The 20,143-nt window shown below is 67.7% G+C and carries 18 protein-coding genes and 1 tRNA gene; 7 read left to right on the plus strand and 12 right to left on the minus strand.

The genetic code is table 11. The annotated features are described in order from the left end of the window. Positions 1-286: 286 nt before the first annotated feature. The 5 genes from V3391_RS07500 to egtB form a co-directional block, all read right to left on the minus strand. The gene (locus tag V3391_RS07500; protein WP_332077819.1) at positions 287-922 is read right to left on the minus strand and encodes a tetratricopeptide repeat protein; all 636 of its coding nucleotides are present in this window, start codon (positions 920-922) and stop codon (positions 287-289) included. Positions 923-1,067: 145 nt separating this feature from the next. Further along, entirely contained in the window at positions 1,068-1,685 is a 618-nt protein-coding gene (locus V3391_RS07505) for a DUF938 domain-containing protein (RefSeq protein ID WP_332077820.1), read from the minus strand. 36 nt (positions 1,686-1,721) lie between these two features. Continuing rightward, a complete protein-coding gene (locus V3391_RS07510; protein ID WP_332077821.1) occupies positions 1,722-2,006 on the minus strand; it encodes a DUF3253 domain-containing protein in 285 nt (94 codons plus the stop codon). 4 nt (positions 2,007-2,010) lie between these two features. Next, positions 2,011-2,994 carry an L-histidine N(alpha)-methyltransferase gene (gene egtD / locus V3391_RS07515; protein WP_332077822.1) on the minus strand — a complete coding sequence of 328 codons (984 nt, stop codon included), beginning with the start codon at positions 2,992-2,994 and terminating at the stop codon, positions 2,011-2,013. Beyond that, positions 2,991-4,292, minus strand: a complete 1,302-nt coding sequence (egtB, locus tag V3391_RS07520; RefSeq protein ID WP_332077823.1) for an ergothioneine biosynthesis protein EgtB — start codon at positions 4,290-4,292, stop codon at positions 2,991-2,993. Before egtB ends, egtD begins: the two co-directional genes overlap by 4 nt. Before the next feature lie 200 nt (positions 4,293-4,492). Between egtB and V3391_RS07525 the strand changes: the two genes are divergently transcribed. Next, positions 4,493-4,765, plus strand: a complete 273-nt coding sequence (locus tag V3391_RS07525; protein WP_332077824.1) for a hypothetical protein — start codon at positions 4,493-4,495, stop codon at positions 4,763-4,765. 198 nt (positions 4,766-4,963) lie between these two features. Here V3391_RS07525 and V3391_RS07530 read toward each other — a convergent pair whose 3' ends face one another. The 4 genes from V3391_RS07530 to V3391_RS07545 all read right to left on the minus strand — a co-directional run bounded on the left by V3391_RS07530 (position 4,964) and on the right by V3391_RS07545 (position 9,001). After that, positions 4,964-5,602 (minus strand): HAD-IB family hydrolase, encoded by a 639-nt coding sequence (locus tag V3391_RS07530; protein ID WP_332077825.1) that lies wholly within the window; start codon positions 5,600-5,602, stop codon positions 4,964-4,966. Beyond that, positions 5,599-5,994, minus strand: a complete 396-nt coding sequence (locus V3391_RS07535; protein WP_332077826.1) for an MAPEG family protein — start codon at positions 5,992-5,994, stop codon at positions 5,599-5,601. Before V3391_RS07535 ends, V3391_RS07530 begins: the two co-directional genes overlap by 4 nt. 206 nt (positions 5,995-6,200) lie before the next feature. After that, positions 6,201-7,898 carry a M28 family metallopeptidase gene (locus V3391_RS07540; protein WP_332077827.1) on the minus strand — a complete coding sequence of 566 codons (1,698 nt, stop codon included), beginning with the start codon at positions 7,896-7,898 and terminating at the stop codon, positions 6,201-6,203. A 359-nt stretch (positions 7,899-8,257) separates the two neighbouring features. Continuing rightward, on the minus strand, positions 8,258-9,001 hold the full coding sequence (locus V3391_RS07545) for a DUF4097 family beta strand repeat-containing protein (RefSeq protein WP_332077828.1): 744 nt from the start codon (positions 8,999-9,001) through the stop codon (positions 8,258-8,260). Between the two features lie 104 nt (positions 9,002-9,105). Between V3391_RS07545 and gpmI the strand changes: the two genes are divergently transcribed. From gpmI to V3391_RS07565, 4 genes are all read left to right on the plus strand, one after another. Beyond that, a complete protein-coding gene (gene gpmI, locus V3391_RS07550; protein WP_332077829.1) occupies positions 9,106-10,656 on the plus strand; it encodes a 2,3-bisphosphoglycerate-independent phosphoglycerate mutase in 1,551 nt (516 codons plus the stop codon). Between the two features lie 2 nt (positions 10,657-10,658). Beyond that, the gene (locus tag V3391_RS07555) at positions 10,659-11,906 is read left to right on the plus strand and encodes a murein hydrolase activator EnvC family protein (RefSeq protein WP_332077830.1); all 1,248 of its coding nucleotides are present in this window, start codon (positions 10,659-10,661) and stop codon (positions 11,904-11,906) included. Between the two features lie 350 nt (positions 11,907-12,256). After that, on the plus strand, positions 12,257-12,634 hold the full coding sequence (locus tag V3391_RS07560; RefSeq protein ID WP_332077831.1) for an endonuclease domain-containing protein: 378 nt from the start codon (positions 12,257-12,259) through the stop codon (positions 12,632-12,634). 265 nt (positions 12,635-12,899) lie between these two features. Further along, on the plus strand, positions 12,900-14,564 hold the full coding sequence (locus V3391_RS07565; protein ID WP_332077832.1) for a S41 family peptidase: 1,665 nt from the start codon (positions 12,900-12,902) through the stop codon (positions 14,562-14,564). A gap of 359 nt (positions 14,565-14,923) precedes the next feature. Here the strand turns inward: V3391_RS07565 and crcB are convergent, their stop codons facing one another. The 3 genes from crcB to V3391_RS07580 form a co-directional block, all read right to left on the minus strand. Continuing rightward, positions 14,924-15,319, minus strand: a complete 396-nt coding sequence (crcB, locus tag V3391_RS07570) for a fluoride efflux transporter CrcB (RefSeq protein ID WP_332077833.1) — start codon at positions 15,317-15,319, stop codon at positions 14,924-14,926. A gap of 134 nt (positions 15,320-15,453) precedes the next feature. Next, positions 15,454-15,530 (minus strand) — tRNA-Arg (locus tag V3391_RS07575). 202 nt (positions 15,531-15,732) lie between these two features. Then, positions 15,733-16,899, minus strand: a complete 1,167-nt coding sequence (locus V3391_RS07580) for a nucleotide sugar dehydrogenase (RefSeq protein WP_332077834.1) — start codon at positions 16,897-16,899, stop codon at positions 15,733-15,735. A 123-nt stretch (positions 16,900-17,022) separates the two neighbouring features. On the opposite strand from V3391_RS07580, the gene ubiA reads away from it, so the two are divergent. Together ubiA and V3391_RS07590 are read left to right on the plus strand one after the other, a co-directional pair. Continuing rightward, positions 17,023-17,925 carry a 4-hydroxybenzoate octaprenyltransferase gene (ubiA, locus tag V3391_RS07585; RefSeq protein ID WP_332077835.1) on the plus strand — a complete coding sequence of 301 codons (903 nt, stop codon included), beginning with the start codon at positions 17,023-17,025 and terminating at the stop codon, positions 17,923-17,925. A gap of 448 nt (positions 17,926-18,373) precedes the next feature. After that, positions 18,374-20,143: a putative bifunctional diguanylate cyclase/phosphodiesterase gene (locus tag V3391_RS07590; protein ID WP_332077836.1), complete on the plus strand. Its 1,770-nt coding sequence runs from the start codon at positions 18,374-18,376 to the stop codon at positions 20,141-20,143.

A 20,143-nucleotide genomic window follows, 5' to 3' on the forward strand; every position in this document is an offset into this window, starting at 1 on the left:
GCCGGCAGGTCTTCAGAGCCCCCGCATCGTTGAAACAGCAACGTCATCCCGGCGTAGGCCGGGATCCAGTGCCTTCTGCAGGGTCAGGTGCAGTTGGCGGCAGAATCACGAGCCGCTATCCGATGACCGAGGTCTAGGGTGGGAGGTGCTCGATGACCAGTGCTTCGCGCTGTTAAGGCGCACTTCCGGCCTACGCCGGGACAACGATCAGCGCGTGACGCTCAGGCTCCAAGACGCGAACCGACGCCGCCTCGCAAGTCAGTAGTCGGAATCAACCGCTCACCTGTCACGGCCACGCCGGCGGCGACGCCCGCCACGCCGCGAACACTTCGGCCAACGTCGCGCGCTCGGCATCCGTCCAGTCCGGCAGCAGGGTCGGATAGCGCGCCGGATCGCTCCACAGCGTCGGCTCGGTACGCACTGCGGCGGCGTACCAGCGCACGGCCTCGTCGCGGCGGTCGGTCGACCACAGTCCGAGTGCCAGGGTCGGCGGCGCCCACGACGGACGCAGCAGTCGACCGTCCAGCGCCTGCCGCCACTGCTCCAGCGCCTCTTGGTGATGGCCGGCGCGATACAGGTCCCAGCCGTAGTTCCACTGCACCCCGCTGCGCAAGGGCGCGCGCGTCGACAGCGATGCGAGCGCCTGCGCGTACATCGCGCGCCCGGTGTCCTCGCGACCGCTGCGCATCAGCGCCTGCGCCAGCTGCGCCCGCGCCTGGTCGGCATTGCGACCGTTGCGTTCGATCAACTGCAACAGCCGCGCATGGGTCTGGTCGTCGTCGCCGGCGATCGCGACGATCGGCGAGGCCGTCCGCGCATCGTCGTCGAAATAGAATTCGGCCGGCGCCGGCAACGTCTGTGCGCCGACAGTCGACGCGAACAGCAGCCCGAGCGCGCACAGGCCGGCACGCAGATATCCCATCACCCTCTCCCCCGTGTGTCCGTTTCGTGTCGTGCGGATGACCACGACATCCCCGGCCCGATTGTAGACATGGCGCGCGGGCAGGCGCCGCGACCGGGTTCACGGATGCCGCGGTGCGGTCACATGCCGGAAGAACGCCGCGCGCTCAGCGCCGCCACACCAGGCAGCGGTTGTTCGACGGCATTGCGATGTCGCCGTGCAGATGCAGACCGATCTGCAACGCGAGCGCATCCACCGCTTCGAGATCGCGGATGCCCGACCGCGGATCGCGCGCCTTGAGCCAGCCGTCGAAATCGCGGTTGCTGTCGCTGGTGTACGTGCCGCCCACGTTGAACGGCCCGTAGACCACCAGCGTCGCATCGTCGGCGAGCACGCGGTCGAGGCCGGCGAAACAGGCTTCGACCTCGGGCCAGCCCATGATGTGCAGCGTGTTCGCGGTGAACACCGCATCGAAGCGACCGTCGGCGGCCGTGGACGCAGGCCAGTCGGGCTGCGCGACATCGAGCGCGACCGGTGCGGGCGTGTTCGGCAGCGCGGCCTCGTCGAGCCAGGCCGCGATGCCCGACAGATGCGCCGCGCGTTCCGAGGTCTGCCAGCGCAGCCACGGCATCGCCGCGGCGAAATGCACCGCGTGCTGGCCGGTGCCGCTGCCGATCTCGAGCACCTGCTGACGGTGCTCGAACTGCGCGCGCAGGACGTCGAGAATCGGCGCACGATTGCGATCGCAGGACGGCGAGAAGGGTTTGTCGGGTGACATCGTCATGCGCGACACGATACGGCACGCGATCGCGGAGACCGGTCAGCGCGTGGGCGGATCGTCGGGCCAGCGCGGGCCGCGCCGCAGGCGGATCGGGCCGGAGATCGCCGCGCCGGGATCGCGCACTGCGTCGCCCTGCGTGATCCGGATGGCACCATCCGCCGAGAGCGCCTGCGCCACGCGGCGCACGCCCGGCATCGCGTTTCGCCAGGCCTGTACGGGATACAGACGCCGTGCGACCTCGGACGGGCAGATGGACGCATCGGACGCGCGCGCCGCCAGCAGCGCGCGGATCTCCGCTGCGATGCGCGCATCGTCAGGGGTCACCGGCTCAGGCCGGCTGCAACAGCCGCAGGCCGAAACTCTCACCCTCGTCGTTCCAGCCATGCGTCACGCGCAGCCCGGCCTGCGCGGCCAGCGCGGAGAACGAGGCGTCGGTGTACTTCTGGCTGATCTCGACGTGCATGGCTTCGCCGACGGCGAAATCGAAGGCGTGATCGCCGATGCGTACGGTCTGTGCGCGTTCGCTGACCAGGCTCGTTTCGATCCGCATGCGTTCGCGTGCGTAGTGGGCGCGATGGCGGAAGCCGTCGATGTCGAAATCGCTGTCGATCTCGCGGTTGAGCCGCGTCAGCAGGTTCACGGTGAACGCCGCGGTGACGCCCGCCAGATCGTTGTAGGCGGCCTCGATGATCGCCGGGTCCTTGTCCAGATCGATGCCGATCAGTGCGCAGCCGGCATCACCCATCGTGCCGCGCATCGAGCGCAGCAGACGCACGGCTTCCTCGTCGGAGAAGTTGCCGAGCGTCGAACCCGGGAAGAACACCAGCGTGCGGTGCGCACGTCGGTCGGCGCGCGGCAGCGGCACAGGGCGTGTGAAATCCGCGCAGACCGGCAGCATCTGCACATCGGGAAAGGACTGGCCGAGACGGGTCACGCTGTCCATCAATGCGGTGCGCGAGATTTCGATCGGTGTGTAGGCAACCGGCGCCGCGAGACCTTCGAGCAGCAGCTCGGTCTTGCGCCCGCTGCCGCTGCCGAACTCGACCACGTGCACACCGTCGCCGATCGCCTGCGCGATCGACGGCATCTGCGCTTCCATCAGTGCCAGCTCGACACGCGTGAGGTAGTACTCGGGCTGACGCGTGATCGCTTCGAACAGGCGCGAACCTTCCGCGTCGTAAAAGTACTTCGACGGCAACGTCTTGGGTGTGCGCGACAGGCCGGCGATCGCATCGGCGGCGATGTCGTCGGGCTGCGGGCGCAGATCGGTCAGCGCGGCCTGCGCTCGGGCGCGAGCAATGGCGGCATTCATGCGGAATCCTTGGCCAGGCGCAGACCGGCGAACTGCCACCGCGCATCGGAGGGAAAGAAGTTGCGGTAGCTGGCGCGCACGTGGTCGGCGGAGGTCGCGCAGCTGCCGCCGCGGAGGACCCACTGCGCATCCATGAACTTGCCGTTGTATTCGCCCAGCGTGCCCGGCCAGGGCCGATAGCCGGGATAGGCGGTGTAGGCGCTGGATGTCCATTCCCAGACATCGCCGAACATCTGCTGGAGACCGGTCGCGGCAGTCGACGGCGCGCTGGGATGCAGCCGAGCGGAGTCGACGAAGTTGCCGTCCACCGGCAGCGAGGCGGCCGCCTGTTCCCATTCGAATTCGGTGGGCAGACGCGCGCCGGCCCAGCGCGCGAACGCATCCGCCTCGTAATAGCTCAGATGACACACCGGCGCTTCGGGATCGAGCGCGCGCCAGCCGCCCAGCGTGAACTCGGCTTCGCAGGCCTTGTTCCAGTACAGCGGTCGCGTCCAGCCACGTGCACGCACGGTGTCCCAGCCCGCACTGAGCCACGCGCCCGCGGCGCGATAGCCGCCGTCTTCGATGAAGGCGAGAAACTCGGCGTTGCTGACCGGCCGGCTCGCCAGCGCATGCGCGGGCACCAGCACGCGATGGCGCGGCGATTCATTGTCGTACGCGAAACCCGCATCGCCGGGCCATGCGGCATGGCCGACCTCGACGATCGATTCCTGTCGTGCGATCCAGCCGAGCGCTACCGAGCTGCCGCCGGCCTGCGGCAGATCGTCGCGATAGGCGGGGTGGAGCGGATTGCTGAAGAACGCATGCTTGATGTCGGTCAGCAGCAATTCCTGATGCTGCTGCTCGTGCTGCAGGCCGAGTTCGACGATGTCGAGCAGCCGCGCATCGAGATCGCCGCGCTGCAGTCGCGCGCGCATGCGTGTTTCGATTGCGTCGCGGTAATCGGAGACCTGGGCGAGCGTCGGCCGCGACAGCACGCCGCGCTGCGGCCGCGCGTGCATCGGTCCTGCGCTCTGGTAGTAACTGTTGAACAGGTAATCCCAGGCGGGATCGAAGGGCGTGTACGGACCGCCGTCGGCCAGCACGAAGCGTTCGAAGAACCAGGTCGTGTGGGCGAGGTGCCATTTGGTAGGGCTGGCATCCGCCATGCTCTGCACCATCGCGTCTTCCGCGCCGATGGGCGCGGAGAGCGCGGCACTGCGGCCACGCACGGCATCGAAGCGCTGCGCGAGCCGGTGGCAACGCGCGTCGACATCGCCGACTCCGGAGAGGGGCGGAACAGGGGCATGCAGCGACATCGGTGAAGTTTTCGTGTGGCTGCGTGACGGTGCCGTCGTCGGCACGCTTTCAGGAATTGCAGTGCGGATCACACGCGGCATGACCTTGAACGAAAATCGGCAATGCGCTGTGGATAACGGAATTTCTACGGCATGGACCACGCCGGCACTACACGCAGACGCCGATAGTGCACGTCAACATCCACACGAGGAGTCACCAGATGCGACGTATTGCGCTTCCGCTGGCAGCCGCCATGGCCTTCGCGTTCACGGCCTGCAGCAACGATCCGCCGCCGCCGGATGTCCCGCCGACGGATCCGGCCCCGATGAACGACACGGCGACGCCGCCGGTCGATCCCGCGACGGATCCGATGAACCCGCCGCCGACCGATCCCGCATCGCCGACGCCGACCGATCCGATGACGCAGCCGCCGACCGATCCGACCACCACGCCGCCGGTCGAGGGTGAAGGCACGCCGACCAGCACCAGCTGATCCGCGTCCATACGAAACGCGTCCATACGAAACATGCTGTGCTCATGAGACCGGTCTGACGTCGCTGACGTCAGCGCCCCCCGGCGTAACTCTCTCTCCGACCGGTCCCAGTTGCCGTCCGCCCCTCCCCCGGGCGGGCGGCTTTTTCTTGTCGGATTCCCGCACTCTCGCATCGCATTGATCGAGCCACGCGCGCGATCAGGCGGGTGCGTGCGCCGGCCATGCCGCGCCGCGATAGGTGGCCACGTGCGCGAGTGCGAGCAGCGCGTGATCCTCGTGCGTGTCGCCGTGCGCATGGACTTCGCTGTATGCAGCGATGTCGTAGTGCTCGCGCACCCGCCGGGCCTTTTCGTCAGCCACGCACTGCGCACCGGCATAGCGACCCGTCAGGCGATCACCGTCGCTTTCGAGCGACGAGCAGACGAGTTCGAGCCCCTGCGCTTCGCACCACGGTGCGAGATAGACATCGAAGCCACCGGACACGACGACGATCGTGTCGCCTTGTGTGCGATGGGCATCGAGACGCGCCTGCATCTCCGGCCGCACCAGTGCCGGCAACACCGTGGCCGCAAAGCGGCGGCCGGCGTCTTCGACGGCGCTGCGCGTCAGACCGCGGAAGGCATAGCCGACCAGCAGGCTGCGCAGCGCGTGCACCGGCAGCAGCTTGAGCTTGTAGGCCAGTACCGGCAGCGCGAACAGCAGCCTGCCGACGTGCAGGCGTCGCGGCGGTGTGGCGAAGCGCAGGAAATCCGGCAGCGTCTCGCGCGTGGTGAGGGTGCCATCGAAATCGAACAGGGCCAGCACCGGACGCGCGTCGTGCGTGTCGCGCACGCTCATGCGATCGACAGCGCCGCCTGCGCGATCAGTGCGACCACGCAGCCCAGCGCCGCGAACCACGCGAGACTGCGCAGCCAGGCGACATCCGCGACGTAGGCGACGCCGTGCAGCAGCCGCAGCGCGACGAATGCGACGGCCAGCATCGCAATGCGGTCATGCGCCACGCCGGCGAGTTGCGACAGCACCACGCCCGCCGCGAACGGGGCGAAGGCCTCCAGCGCATTGAGATGCGCGTTGTAGGCGCGCCGCAGCCGCGGATGCGCCTGGCGCGCGATCCAGCCGCGCGGATCGCGATTGTCGTAGCGCGGCGCCGAAGCCTTGGCGAGCGCGACCCAGCAGTAGGGCAGCAGCGCGGCGATCAGCACGCACCAGTAGGCAGTGGAGAGCGTCATCGGAAGATCTCTTAAGGAACTGCTGGCTTATCGCACGGCGGCATGTGCCATGTCGCCAGAGAAATGTGCAAATCCATTTCCGGTAAAAGCGGAGACGATTGGGAGAGAGGCTCGAAGCCCTCCCCGCGAAAGCGGGGGAGGGCCTGAAAAAAAAAGCGGCGACATCACTGTCGCCGCTTTCGTCATGCGAGTCTGCAGGCGTTGCCTTACGGCGCGCCACCCGCCTCGCTGCGCATCTGGTCGCGCGCGGCCTTGAAGGGGTTGCCCTCGTACCAGTTCGGCCACTGGCCGTCGTCGGCCAGCGTGCGGCCCACGCCGTACAGCGCTTCGAGATCCTGCACCACGCCGTCGAGGTTCCAGTCCGGGTTGTACTCGTCGCTGGGCTGGTGATAGCGCTTGGCGTAGTCGTCGGTCGCGGCCTTGCCACCGGCGGTGCCGCCGTCGACGAGATCGTTGCCGCCCTTCGCATACAGCGCCGGCACGCCGGCCTTGGCGAAGTTGAAGTGATCGGAGCGGAAATAGAAGCCGCCGGCTGTGTTGCCTTCCTCCACCAGCGTGCGGTTCTGCTGGTCGGCGTAGGTCTTGAGGATGTCCTCGAGCTCCGAGTTGCCCTTGCCGGTGACGACGAAGTCACGCGACGGACCGGCGACGCTCATCGCATCGAGGTTGATCACGCCGACCGTCTGCGCCAGGCCGATGCTCGGCTGCGCCACGTAATACTTGCTGCCCAGCAGGCCCGATTCCTCGAGCGTGACCGCCAGGAACACCAGCGAGCGCTTCGGCTTGGGTTCGGTGGTGGCGAACTTCTCGGCGATCTCGATGATGCCGGCCACGCCGGTCGCGTTGTCGATCGCGCCGTTGTAGATCGTGTCGCCTTCACCCTCGTGCTTGCCGAGGTGATCCCAATGCGCGAGATAGAGAATCGCCTCTTCCGGCGCCTCGGTGCCCGGCAGGATGCCGATCACGTTGCGCGAGCTCTTCTCGGCGATCGTGCTCTTGAGATCGAAACCGATCTTCGCGTTGAGCGGCACCGGCTTGAAGCCGCGCGTGTTCGCGGCCTTGATCTGTTCGTCGAGATCGAGACCGGCTTCGGCGAACAGCTGCTTGGCGACGTCGCCGGTGATCCAGCCCTGCGCCGGCAGGCGCGGTTCCGGATCGTCCTCTGCACGCAGATCGAACTGCGCGCCCGACCAGGAATTCTTCACCACGTCCCAACCGTACGAGGCGCCGGGCGTGTCGTGGATGATCAGCGCGGCCACCGCGCCCTTGCGCGCGGCTTCTTCGAACTTGTACGTCCAGCGACCGTAATAGGTCATCTTCTCGCCGTCGAACAGCGTCGCGTCATTGGCGTGGAAGCCGGGGTCGTTGACCAGCATCACGACGGTCTTGCCCTTGAGGTCGAGACCGGCGTAATCGTTCCAGTTCTGCTCCGGCGCATCGACGCCGTAACCGACGAACACCAGCTCGCTGTCGGCGACGTTGATCTCGGGCTGGCCGGTGCGCGTGCCGATCACCATCTCGTCGCCGAACTTCAGATCGCGCGTGCCGGCGCTGTTGCTCAGGCGCAGCACGGTCGACGGATCGGCCGTGGTCTCGACCATCGGCACCGTCTGGTACCAGTCGTTGTTGTCGCCGCCCGGCTGCAGGCCGATACGCTCGAACTGGGCCTTGATGTACTCGACCGTCTTGTCTTCGCCGGCGGTACCGGGCGCGCGTCCCTCGAACTCGTCGGACGCCAGCACGCGCACCATCTCGCCGAAATCGCCGGCGGTGATGTCGGGCGAGAACGTATGGGCGGCCTGGGCATCGGGCGGCGTGGCCGCATCCGGCGCGGCGGTCTTCTCGCCACACGCGGCGAGCACCAGCGCAGCCGGCAGCGCCAGCAGCAGAAGGGGTTTGCGCATCCTGGAATCTCCGGAAAATCGTGGAGGCCGCACTATACGTGCGTTCAGGCGGCGATGCTTTCTGAAGGCTTTAGCTGTTGGTTCGAGCCCCTCTCCCTCTGGGGTGAGGCGGCACGCTTGCGAGCCATTGGCTCGCGTGTCGACGAACGCCCTCGCACCAGTGCGAGGGCCGGGGCGCGGAGCGGGGGTTGGGGTGAGGGCGCTTTTCGAGCTCCGCGTGTAGAACTCAACCCTCACCCGAAGCGCTGTGCGCTTCGACCTCTCCCAGAGGGAGAGGTGTCTGTTTCCTGCCATCTGCAACGCGCCGCGACATCGATCGAGCGCGCGGAAAGTCGATAGGCGATGCGTCGGTACGCCCCTTATTCCTGCGGCGCCCGCGCGCTGTCGTACGGCACTGCGGTCGCGCCGCTGATCGCGCCGGTCTTCGCGCTCGTGTGCACGTACAGCGTGACTTCGCGCTTGAACTCCAGCGGACCGTCGACGACCGCATCGGGTCCGATGATCACGCGCGGGTTGCGGCGGCTGATCGTCACCGGGAACCAGTTCGACGACGGCTTGTCGATCACCAGCTTGCCGCGCACGTGCGAGCCGGTGCCGATGGTGACGTCGCCATTGACCGTCTTCACGTCGCCGGTGACCTCGGTGCCGACCATGCCGATCGCACCATTGACCGTCGAGACGTTGCCGTCGATGCGGCCGCCGCGGTCGACGAACACGCCGCCGCTGACGCTCTCGACGTTGCCGCCCAGCTGCGCGTCGGTGCCGACGCGGATCGCGCCGTTGACCGTGGTCAGCGATTTGGCCTGCGCACGCGCGCCCACCGTGATGCCGCCGTTGACGGTTTCCATGTCCTCGACCGCGATGCCGTCACCGGCACGGATGCCGCCGTTGACGGTCTCCACGTCACGCGCCTTGGCGCCGTCGCCGATGCGGATGCCGCCGTTGACCGTGCTCAGGTCGCGATAGGTCTGGCCGGCCTCGGCTTCGACACCGCCGTTGACCTTGGAGATGTCCTCCTGCGCGAACGCGGCGCCGGTGGCCAGCGCAAGGGCGGCGGCGAGCAGCAGGGGGGCGGAGCGCAAGCGCGCAGGGGCAGGGGACATGGCCGTGACCTCGTGAATGGATGGGCGGGCCGAAGCCCGTCGACAGGTAGCTTGCCCCCGCTTCGCTACAATCGCATCTGTCTTTCGTCACTGGGTCGATCGTCGTGCCGCACGCCGCCAGCTCTCCCCGTCCGCGCCCCGTCGTCCTGCTGATCCTCGACGGCTGGGGCCACCGCGACGACCCGCGCGACAACGCCCTGGCGCTTGCCGACATCCCGAACTGGCGCCGGCTGCTGGCCGAGCATCCGTCCACGTTGATCCACACCGAAGGCCGCCACGTCGGCCTGCCGGACGGGCAGATGGGCAATTCCGAAGTCGGCCACATGAACATCGGCGCCGGCCGCATCGTCTATCAGGACCTGACCCGCCTCGACGCAGCGATCGAGGACGGCAGCTTCTTCGACAACGCCGAACTGCTGGCCGCCTGCGACGCGGTGCGCGGCAACGGCGGCACGCTGCACGTCATGGGGTTGCTGTCGCCGGGCGGCGTGCACAGCCACGAAGCGCATCTGGCGGCGATGCTCGACCTCGCCGCGAAGCGCGGCGTCGCTCGCGTCGCCGTGCATGCCTTCACCGACGGCCGCGACATGCCGCCGCGTTCGGCCGAACCGAGCCTGCGCGCGCTGCAGGACCACTGCGCCGCGCTCGGCAATGCGCACGTCGCCAGCGTGTCCGGCCGTTACTACGCGATGGACCGCGACAATCGCTGGGCCCGCGTGCGCCTGGCCTGGGATGCGATCGTCGACGCGACATCGCCGCACCACGCGCCCGATGCGGTTGCCGCCTTGCAGGCCGCGTATGCGCGCGACGAGAACGACGAGTTCGTGCTGCCGACCGTCATCGATGGCGCCACGCCGATGGCCGATGGCGACGCGGTCGTCTTCATGAACTTCCGCGCCGACCGCGCGCGCCAGCTGACGGCCGCGTTCGTCGACCCGGCGTTCAATGGCTTCGAGGCACGTCGTCCGCAGCTCGCGCGTTTCGTCTGCCTGACCGAGTACGACGCGCGCCTGCCGGCGCCGCTCGCATTCGCGCCCGACAACCTGCCGAACACGCTGGGCGAAGTGCTCGGCGCGAACGGCCTGACCCAGTTGCGTATCGCCGAGACCGAGAAGTACGCGCACGTGACGTTCTTCATGAGCGGCGGTCGCGAAGATCCCTACCCGGGCGAGGACCGCATCCTGGTGCCGAGCCCCAAGGTCGCCACCTACGACCTGCAGCCGGAAATGAGCGCGCCCGAGGTCTGCGACAAGCTCGTGCAGGCCGTGCGCGACCAGCGCTTCGACGTGGTGATCTGCAACTTCGCCAATCCCGACATGGTCGGCCACACCGGCGTACTGGCGGCGGCGATCAAGGCCGTGGAAACGGTGGACACCGCGGTCGGCAAGATCGTCGCGGCCGTGCGCGCGCAGGGTGGCGAGCTGCTGGTCACCGCCGACCACGGCAACGTCGAAATGATGCGCGACCCGGAAACCGGCGAGCCGCATACCTCGCACACCGTCGGCCCGGTGGATCTGATCTACGTCGGCAGTCGTGACGTGCCCCTGCGCGGCGGCGGTGCACTGCGCGATCTCGCGCCGACGATCCTCGATCTGATCGGCGTCGAACAACCGGCCGAGATGACCGGCCGCAGCCTGCTGCAGGCCGCCGGCTGAACATGTCCCGCGGCCGCGCGCTGCTGCTGGTCGCGCTGCTCGTCGCGGCGCTGCCTGCGCTTGACGCCGCCGCGCAGAACAGCCGCGAAACCGAGCGCCGCCTCGAGCGCGTGCGCAAGGAGCTGCGCGATGTCGCCGCCGAGCGCCGCCGCCTCGAAGGCCAACGCGGCGCAGCGGCGCGCGATCTGCGCGCGGCCGACGAACAGGTCTCGACCTCGGCGCGCGCGTTACGCGACACGCGCATCAAACTGGCCGAGGAACAGATCGCGCTGGAGAAACTGCAGGCGCGCCGGGTGGAACTCGAATCCACGGTCGAGACGCGCCGCGCGGAACTCGCCGCGCTGGTGCGCGCCGCCTACACCGTCGGCGACGAAGCTGCGTTGAAACTGATGCTCGCGCAGGACCGCGTCGCCGATGCCGGACGCCTGCTGACCTACCACCGCTACCTGCAGCAGCAGCGCAGTACGCGCATCCATGAACTGCGCGCGGAAATGGACGAACTCGACGGCATCGAAGCCGCGATCCAGGATCGCCGCGCTGCGCTCGAAGCCGCGCAGGTCGAGCAACGCGCGCAGCTGGCCAAGGTCGAAAGCGATCGCAGCCAGCGTGCCGAGGCAATGAAGGGTATCGAGTCGCGGTTCAGCGATCGCAGTGCCCGCGAAAAAGCCCTCGGCCGCGATGCCCGCTCGCTGGAGCGCGTGCTCGCCCAGCTGCGCGAAGCGGCGCGTCGTGCCGAAGCCGAGCGCCGCGCCGCAGCCGCCGCTGCGCGCGAACGCGAAGCGCGCGAAGCCCGTGAAGCAGCCGCGTCAGGCCGTCCGCGGCCACCGCCGCGTCCACCGACCCAGGTGGCCCGCACCAACGCTCCGCAGGTCGGCGGCCTGGGCTGGCCGGTCAGCGGCAGCCTGCTCACCGCCTACGGCGGCAAGCTGCCCGACGGCCGCAGCAGCACCGGCATCCTGATCGGCGCGCCCGCCGGCACCGCGGTGAAGGCCGTCGCCGACGGCACCGTGGTCTTCGCCGAATGGATGACCGGCTACGGCATGCTGCTGATCGTCGATCACGGCAACGGCTACATGAGCCTCTACGCGCACAACGACGGCCTGCTCAAGAGCGTCGGCAACACCGTGCGCCGCGGCGATACCGTCTCCAGCGTCGGCAGTTCCGGCGGCCAGGGCCGCAGCGGCCTGTACTTCGAACTGCGCCAGAACGGCACGCCGGTGAATCCGACGACGTGGTTGCAGCGGCGGTGAGTGGTACTGGCTGAGCGCTGCTCGCCGCCTGCCTAAAGCACCCCTCACCCCAACCCCGCTCCCGGTGGGAGAGGGGCCAAAGCCCAGACGCTCGCACTGTACGAGCCCTCTCCCTTTGGGGTGAGGCGGCACGCTGGCGAGCCATTGGCTCGCGTGTCGACGAACGCCCTCGCGTCAGCGCGAGGGCTGGGGCGCGGAGCGGGGGTCGGGGTGAGGGCAGACGCACGCGATGCACTGCTGTTGGGCGGACACACCGCGGTAATCCCCCACGCCCCCATTCCGCCTCCCCCGAGCGAACCCACCGCCCACGCACCACAACACTGCATCCGGATCCCCCCGGAGTCCGGCGCATGCAGTGCACATCCGCCCAACTTCAGTTCGCGCGCCAACTCCGCCGCGAATCGACCGACGCCGAACGCCTGCTGTGGTTCCACCTGCGCGACCGGCGCCTCGGCGCGAAGTTCAGACGGCAACAGCCCGTCGGCCCCTTCATCGTCGACTTTCTCAGTCTCGAAGCCGCAGTGATCGTCGAAGTCGACGGCTCACAGCATCAGGAAGCAGTCGATGCAGGCCGCACGCGCTTTCTGGAACGTCGCGGCTTCCGCGTGTTGCGCTTCTGGAATCACGATGTCCTGGTGCGCACGGAATCGGTCCTCGAAGTCATCCTCGCGAGCGTCGCCCTCACTCCAACCCCTCTCCCGGAGGGAGAGGGGCTCAAGCTGCGTTGAGCGGCTTTGTTCGGTTAATCGGACTGGGCAAAACGCTTGCGCAGACGCAAGCCCCTGTCCCTCCGGGAGGGGGGTTGGGGCGAGGGCCGCCAACCCCAGCACCTTCTGTTCGTGCGACTTCTTGCGCGCACCTCCAACAGGCCGACATCAAACCCACCCACAGAACTGAACATCCCCGCCCGCCTTTAACGCATTCACACACCCTGCCCGCATAATCGATCGACGCGCGACCGCGCGTGTCGCCCGCCTTTCCCCGGAGTCCTGCATGCGCGTGAGTTCACTGACGCTGGCCCTGTCCCTGCTGTTGTCGCCAGCCGCGTTCGCGCAGACCCCGCCGCCTGCCGAGACACCAGTGCAGTCGCCCGGCGAGGCGTCCGAGCCCACGCCGCCTGCGACGGCCCCGAGCGAAACGCCGTCGGCTGCGGACGATGCCGAGATCCCCGTTGCCGCCAGCGATGATCCTGGCGCGATCGAGCAGGCCTCCAACCGCGTGCCGCTGCAGGAGATCCGCCGCTACGTCGGCGTCTTCAATGCCGTGCGCGAGGCCTACGTCGAGCCCGTCGAAGACAGCAAGCTGATGTCCTCTGCAATCCGCGGCCTGCTGCTCGATCTCGACCCGCACAGCGTGTACATGCAGAAGGAAACCGCTACGGCCTTCGACGAGGGCACCGAGGGCGCCTACGACGGCATCGGCGTCGAGGTGATGTATCTGGGCGACGGCAGCATGCGCGTCATCGCGCCGATCGACGGCACGCCTGCCGCGAAGGCCGGCATCCGCGCCGGCGACGTCATCGTCAGCGTCGACGGCCGCACGCTGACGCCGTCCGACAACGATGGCGCCGGCCCGCTGCGTGGCGCGCCCGGGATCTCGGTCACCGTCGGCGTCCTGCGCGATGGCGAAACCGCGCCGCTGGAAATCCGTGTCGACCGCGAAACCATCCGCGTCGTCAGTGTGCGCAGTCGCATGCTCGAGCCCGGCTACGGCTACGTGCGCGTGAGCCAGTTCCAGGTCGAGACCGCCGCCGATTTCGCGCGCAACATCGACGAACTCAAGCAGCAGGCCGGCGGCAAACTGCGTGGCCTCGTCATCGACCTGCGCAGCAATCCCGGTGGCCTGCTGACTTCGGCGGTGCAGATCGCCGACGACCTGCTCGACAGCGGCAAGATCGTCAGCACCCGCGGTCGCATCCCGATCAGCGATGCCGAGTTCAGTGCCACGCCGGGTGACCTGCTCGACGGCGCCCCGGTGATCGTGCTCGTCGACGTGGGCTCGGCCAGCGCCTCCGAAGTGCTGGCCGGCGCCCTGCGCGACAACAACCGCGCCCGCGTCATCGGCAGCCGCACCTTCGGCAAGGGCTCGGTGCAGACCGTGCTGCCGCTCGACAATGGCGACTCGGTGAAACTCACCACCGCGCGCTACTACACCCCAAGCGGCCGTTCGATCCAGGCCCGCGGCATCGATCCCGACACCACCCTGCGCCCCGAGGGCGCGGAGACCGCCGACCCCAACGCCCCGCGCGCCGCCACCGTCTACACCGAAGCCAACCTGCCGGGCCACCTGCAGGGCGACGAAGAAGACGGCTCCACCGGCGGCGAAGCCCTGCCCGGCGACAGCCCGATCAACGCCGCGCTCGCCGAACTGAAGAAGCCCTGGGTGCCGACCGCCCAGGTCCACGCCGAAGACACGCCCCCCGCCGTTGCCCCGGCGACCGCAACGCCTGCGCCTGCGACCGAGCCGACGTCCGCAACGGACGCAGCGCCGGAAACCACGCCGGCTCCGACAACCGAACCTGTTCCTGCAGCAGAGCCTGTTCCCGCAGTGGAACAGGCTGAGACACCTGGGACATCGACGGAGTCTTCGACCTCCGAAGACTCGACGGATCCAGACGCGACGCCCGAGACATCCGAGCCCGCACCGCCGACACCCTGATCAGCGACAGGCACAGGCGATAGGCGATAGGCGATAGGCGACACGCCACGCGCGAAGGGCGATGGGCCACTGGTTATTGCCGACTGCCTGACGCATTCGTCGCCCCGGCGCAGGCCGGGGCCCGGCGACTCGGCGGCAACGTGTTCTGCACGAAAGCCCACAGACAGCGGGGCTCTCAGAGCCCGTTGCCCCAGGGCGCGCTGGGGCCTATTTTGACGTTGCCTGAAACTTCAGCCGCCCAGCCACCTGACCCACGCATCAAAGCCCGCCGACAACCAAGCACCCAGCGCCGACAAGCCACCGTCGCTCCGGCGCACGCCGGGGCCCAGCGACTGTGCTCAGCGCAACAAGCGCACGAGCTAACTCCCCCGCGCCACCACCCACCACCCCAACCCCGCCAGCAGCACCCCAAGCACCACGCTCGCAATCACGTAGACCGCTGCCATCGCCACATCTCCACGGCGCAGCAACGCCAGCGTCTCCAGCCCGAACGCCGAAAACGTCGTGAATCCCCCCATGACGCCGACGATCAGCATCGCCCGCACGTCCGGCGTGAACCAGCCATGCCGCGCGATCCCACCTGCCAGCAGCCCGGCGACCAGGCACCCCAACAGGTTCACCACGAACGTCCCGATCGGAAACCGCGGCGGTGCCTCAGCGGTCGCTCCCGCGAACTGCAGCATCCACACCGACAACTGGTACCGGCACACCGAACCGAATGCACCGCCGAGCGCGATCAACAACAGCCGGTTCAAAGTCTCAGCTCCACAACCCACGCGCGGATACTGAGCACCGGCCAACCGGCGGGAGCCAACACGTAAGAAGGGGAACAGACCTGCGGCATCGGTCCTCGCAAGCGGCACGGGACCGCACGGAACATCGCAGAAAATGGCGCGCCTGGAGGGATTCGAACCCCCGACCAATGGCTTCGGAAGCCACTACTCTATCCGGCTGAGCTACAGGCGCGTCGTCCACGCCAAGCCGGAACAACGGGCTGGGCGGCCGCGCATTGTATCGAAAACTGCGGGCATTGAGACAGTTCCGCAGCTGTTCGGAAATAGCGCCGCAGGCATGTTCTCCCGGCGAGTCACTGCGTGGTCGGTTACGGGTTGGCCTGCCAGGTTTCGAAGCAGAATCATGGATCGACGCAGCATCTGTAACACTGGTCTCAATCCCCGCCAAACAGGTCCCGACTGTAGACCTTGTCCTCCACATCGCGGATCTCGTCGGTCAGGCGGTTCGCGAGAATCAGATCGGCCTGTCGCTTGAACGTGGCGAGATCATTGACGACGCGTGAGCGATAGAAATCCGGCGCATCGAGAACGGGCTCGTACACGATCACCTCGATGCCCTTGGCCTTGATCCGCTTCATGACGCCCTGGATGGCGGAGGCGCGGAAGTTGTCGCTGCCGGCTTTCATCACCAGGCGGTAGATGCCGACGACTTTCGGGTTGCGACGTACGATGTCGGCCGCGATGAAATCCTTGCGCGTCGTGTTGGCCGACACGATCGCCTGGATCAGGTTCTGCGGCACCGCGTCGTAGTTCGCGAGCAGCTGACGTGTGTCCTTCGGCAGACAGTACCCGCCGTAGCCGAAGGACGGATTGTTGTAATGCCCGCCGATCCGCGGATCGAGACAGACACCTTCGATGATCTGGCGCGTATCGAGCCCATGCGTGCAGGCGTAGCTGTCGAGCTCATTGAAGTACGCGACGCGCATCGCGAGATACGTGTTCGCAAAAAGCTTGATGGCTTCGGCTTCCGTCGATTCGGTGAACAGCACGGGCACGTCGCTCTTTAGCGCCCCTTCCTGCAGAAGCCCAGCGAACACGGACGCACGTTCCGACCGCTCGCCGACCACGATGCGACTCGGATAGAGGTTGTCATGCAGTGCCCGGCCTTCTCGCAGGAACTCGGGCGAGAAGATGATCCGATCTGTGCCGAACATCACGTGCACGCGCTCGGTGTAGCCGACTGGCACCGTCGACTTGATGATCATTGTCGCGTCCGGTTCAATCGCCAGCACGTTGGCGATGACCGCTTCGACGGATCGGGTGTTGAAGGTATTGGTCGCCGAGTCGTAGTTGGTCGGTGTCGCGATGACGACATACTCGGCGGCCGCGAACGCCTCCGCGGGAATCAGGGTTGCCTTGAAGTCGAGTTCCGGGCGCGCGAGGTAGGTCCTGATCTCCTCGTCGTCGAGCGGTGACTCGCGTCGGTTCAACGCCTCGACCCGCGCCGCATCGATGTCCAACGCGACCACGGTGTGGCGCTGTGCCAGCAGCAGGGCATTGGAGAGGCCCACGTAACCGGTACCGGCGATGGCGATGCGCATGCGCGTATCCGGTGGAGGCTCGCGGCGATGCTAGGTGGGGAATGTGTCGGCTTCGCGACCGGATGGCTGCCGCAGCCGGAGCGTGGCTGGTCGACGCGGGCGCGCTGGTATCCTCCCATCGCCATGCACGACTACGAACGCTTCTCCGAACCCGCCGTCCCTCGCTGGCGCGAGCGTCTGCGGCAGTACTGGGCGCTGGTGCGCGGGGATCGGCCGATCGGGTGGTTGCTGCTGCTGTGGCCGACGTGGTGGGCGCTGTGGATCGCGGCGGAGAGCGTGCCGCCGCTGTGGACGCTGTTCGTGTTCAGTGCAGGCGTCTGGCTGACGCGCTCGGCCGGCTGCGTGATCAACGACTACGCCGATCGCTGGCTCGATCCGCATGTCGAGCGCACCAAGGACCGGCCACTCGCCAGCGGCGCGGTGCGCGGTCGCGAGGCGTTGCTGTTGTTCGCAGCGCTGATGCTGGTCGCGTTCGCGCTGGTGCTGACGATGAACTGGCTGACGGTCGCGATGAGCGTCGTCGGCATTTTTCTCGCGGCGAGTTATCCCTATCTCAAGCGCCACACCTACCTGCCGCAGGTGTATCTGGGCATCTCGTTCGGCTGGGCGATTCCGATGGCGTTTGCAGCCGTGCAGGGCACGGTGCCGCCGATCGGCTGGGTGCTGTTCGTGGCCAACATCTTCTGGACCACGGGCTACGATACCTGGTACGCGATGGTCGATCGTGAGGACGACATCCGCGCCGGTTCGAAGTCGACGGCGATCCTGTTCGGCGATCTCGATCTGGTCGCGCAGGGTGTGCTCTACGCGCTGGCGTTCGCAGCGCTCGCGCTCGTGGGGCGCGAGGCGGGGCTTGGGCCGAACTACTGGCTCGGTCTTGCATTCGCCGCATTGCTCGTCGTCTGGGAATTCTTCGTTGCCCGGTATCGCGATCGCGACGCCTGCTTCCGCGTGTTCCTGCACAACCATTGGGTCGGCATGGCGATCTTCGCCGGCATCGCAGCGCATTACGCGTTGCCGCGGTGACGGAGCTGATGCACTGATCGTCGAAGCGCAGGGTGCGGCACAAGTGTCGCGTCCCGCGGCGCATCCTTCCAGCAATGCGAGCGGGCCATGAGATGCGCTCGATCGACGCGGTTGCCGGCCTGATGAATGCGCGTCCGCCTAGCCGGTACGTGGACATGGTGGGACACAACTGCATCCCTGACTCTTGAAAAGCCTCCTCACGCTCGACGGTCGCCGTCGTGGCAAGCTCGGCAGGCGAGTCAGGGCTGGGGACAGGGCCTTCGATGGACGTCGTGAATTGGCCGGGAGATCGGCGGCCGTCGGGTATCCGCGGGATGCGGCGTCCGGTTCCTCCGCTGGATTCCGTGGCTGTGTCTGTGGACTCGCGTACCGCGCGAGCCCTCGAGCCCGTCATCTCTTCACGACAGACGGGTGCGCAGATTCGACGTCAGGACAGGGAAGTGGGCGGATGGCACACATCGAACACGAGGCGGACCGACTGGCACTGATCCGCAGCCTCGATCTGCTGGGGTTGCAGGGCACGCCGGATCTCGATCGCATCACCCGGCTCGCCGCGCAGGCGCTGGATGCGCCGATGGCGCTGATCTCGGTGGTCGAGGAGTTCGAACAGCATTTCATCTCGACCGTCGGCACGGACCTCAAGGCGACGGAGCGCGAGATTTCCGTGTGCGCGGTGGCGATCGGATCCAAGGGCGTCCTCGAGGTCGAGGACCTCTCGCAGGACGCGCGTTTCGCACGCTTCCGCACCGTCACCGAAGACGGCATGCGTTTCTACGCGGGTGCGCCACTCACACTCTCGTCCGGCGTGAACGTCGGCACTTTGTGTGTCGTGGATTTCGAACCGCGGCGCCTGTCGAACGCGCAGCACATCGCGCTGCGCACGTTTGCGGATCTCGCCGTGAACCAGATCCAGCTGTTGCGGATGATCGGTCGACGCGATCCGGTCACCGGCCTGCCGAACCGGCAGCAGCTGTCGGCCGACGTCGCGATCCGCAAGCGCCAGTCGATGTTCGGCACGATGCAACTGGTCGTCATCGACGTGCTGGAGTCCGGGGCATCGAGTCGTCTGACCCAGGCGCTGGGGCAGGGGCCTGCGGAGTCCATCATCCGGCAGGCGGCCTTCCGCATCCTGGACCTGCTAAACGACGACGCGCCGCTCTATCACGTGGACACGGCGCGCTTCGCGTTCCTGCTGCCCGACGAGGGCGGCGACGGCCTGCTCGGATTGCTGTCGGGCATGCGCAAACGCGTGATGCAGCCGGTGCACACGCACGGGCTCGACATGTCGGCGAGTTTCCACGCCGGTCTGGCGCCGTTCCACGGCGACGGCGAGGACGACGCCATGCGCATGGCGGTGACCGCCCTGCACGCCGCGGTCGAACGGGGTGTGCCGTGGTCGCACTACGATGCCGCGCGCGACGCCAGCCTGCGTCGACAGCACACGCTCGCGACGCAGGTCGACGCGGCGCTGCGCGAGCAGCAGTTCCATCTCGCGTACCAGCCCCGGCTGGACCTGGCGACCGGGCAGGTGGCGTGGGTCGAGGCGTTGCTGCGCTGGGAACATCCGACGCTCGGGACCGTCGGGCCGAACGAGTTCCTGCCGATCATCGAGACCACCCCGCTGATGCCGCGCGTCACCCAGTGGGTGATCCAGCAGGCGCTCCGGCAACTGGCGGACTGGGATGCGCTCGGCCACCGCATCGGCGTGTCGATCAATCTAGCCGGCGCCGACCTGGAAGACGGTCGTATCGTCGAACGCGCATTCGCGCTGACCGAGCAGTACGGCGTGGAGCCGAACCGGATCGAGTTCGAGATCACCGAAGGCCACTGGTTGCAGGGCGAGGCCGTGGTGTCGCAGTTGCAGACGCTGCGCACCCTGGGCTTTTCGATCGCGCTCGACGATTTCGGTTCCGGCTACAGCAACTTCGCCTATCTCAATGCGCTGCCCGCGACGGCGATCAAGATCGACCGGTCGCTGATCGACGGCATGGAAGCCGACGGGCGTCGCGCGCGCCTGGTGCGCACGCTGGTGAGGCTCGGCGCCGAACTCGGTCTGCGCACCGTGGGCGAAGGCGTGGAGACAGAGGCGCAGCTGGAGCTGCTGCGTCGCTGGAAATGCGATGAAGCGCAGGGCTATCTGATCAGCCGGCCGTGCAGCCCGCAGGACCTGCGGACGTTCCTGATCGAGCGCGTGTCGACGCCTGCCAGCACGTCGTAA

Source organism: Luteimonas flava (assembly GCF_036584485.1).
In the GTDB taxonomy this organism is placed as follows: Bacteria; Pseudomonadota; Gammaproteobacteria; order Xanthomonadales; family Xanthomonadaceae; genus Luteimonas; species Luteimonas flava.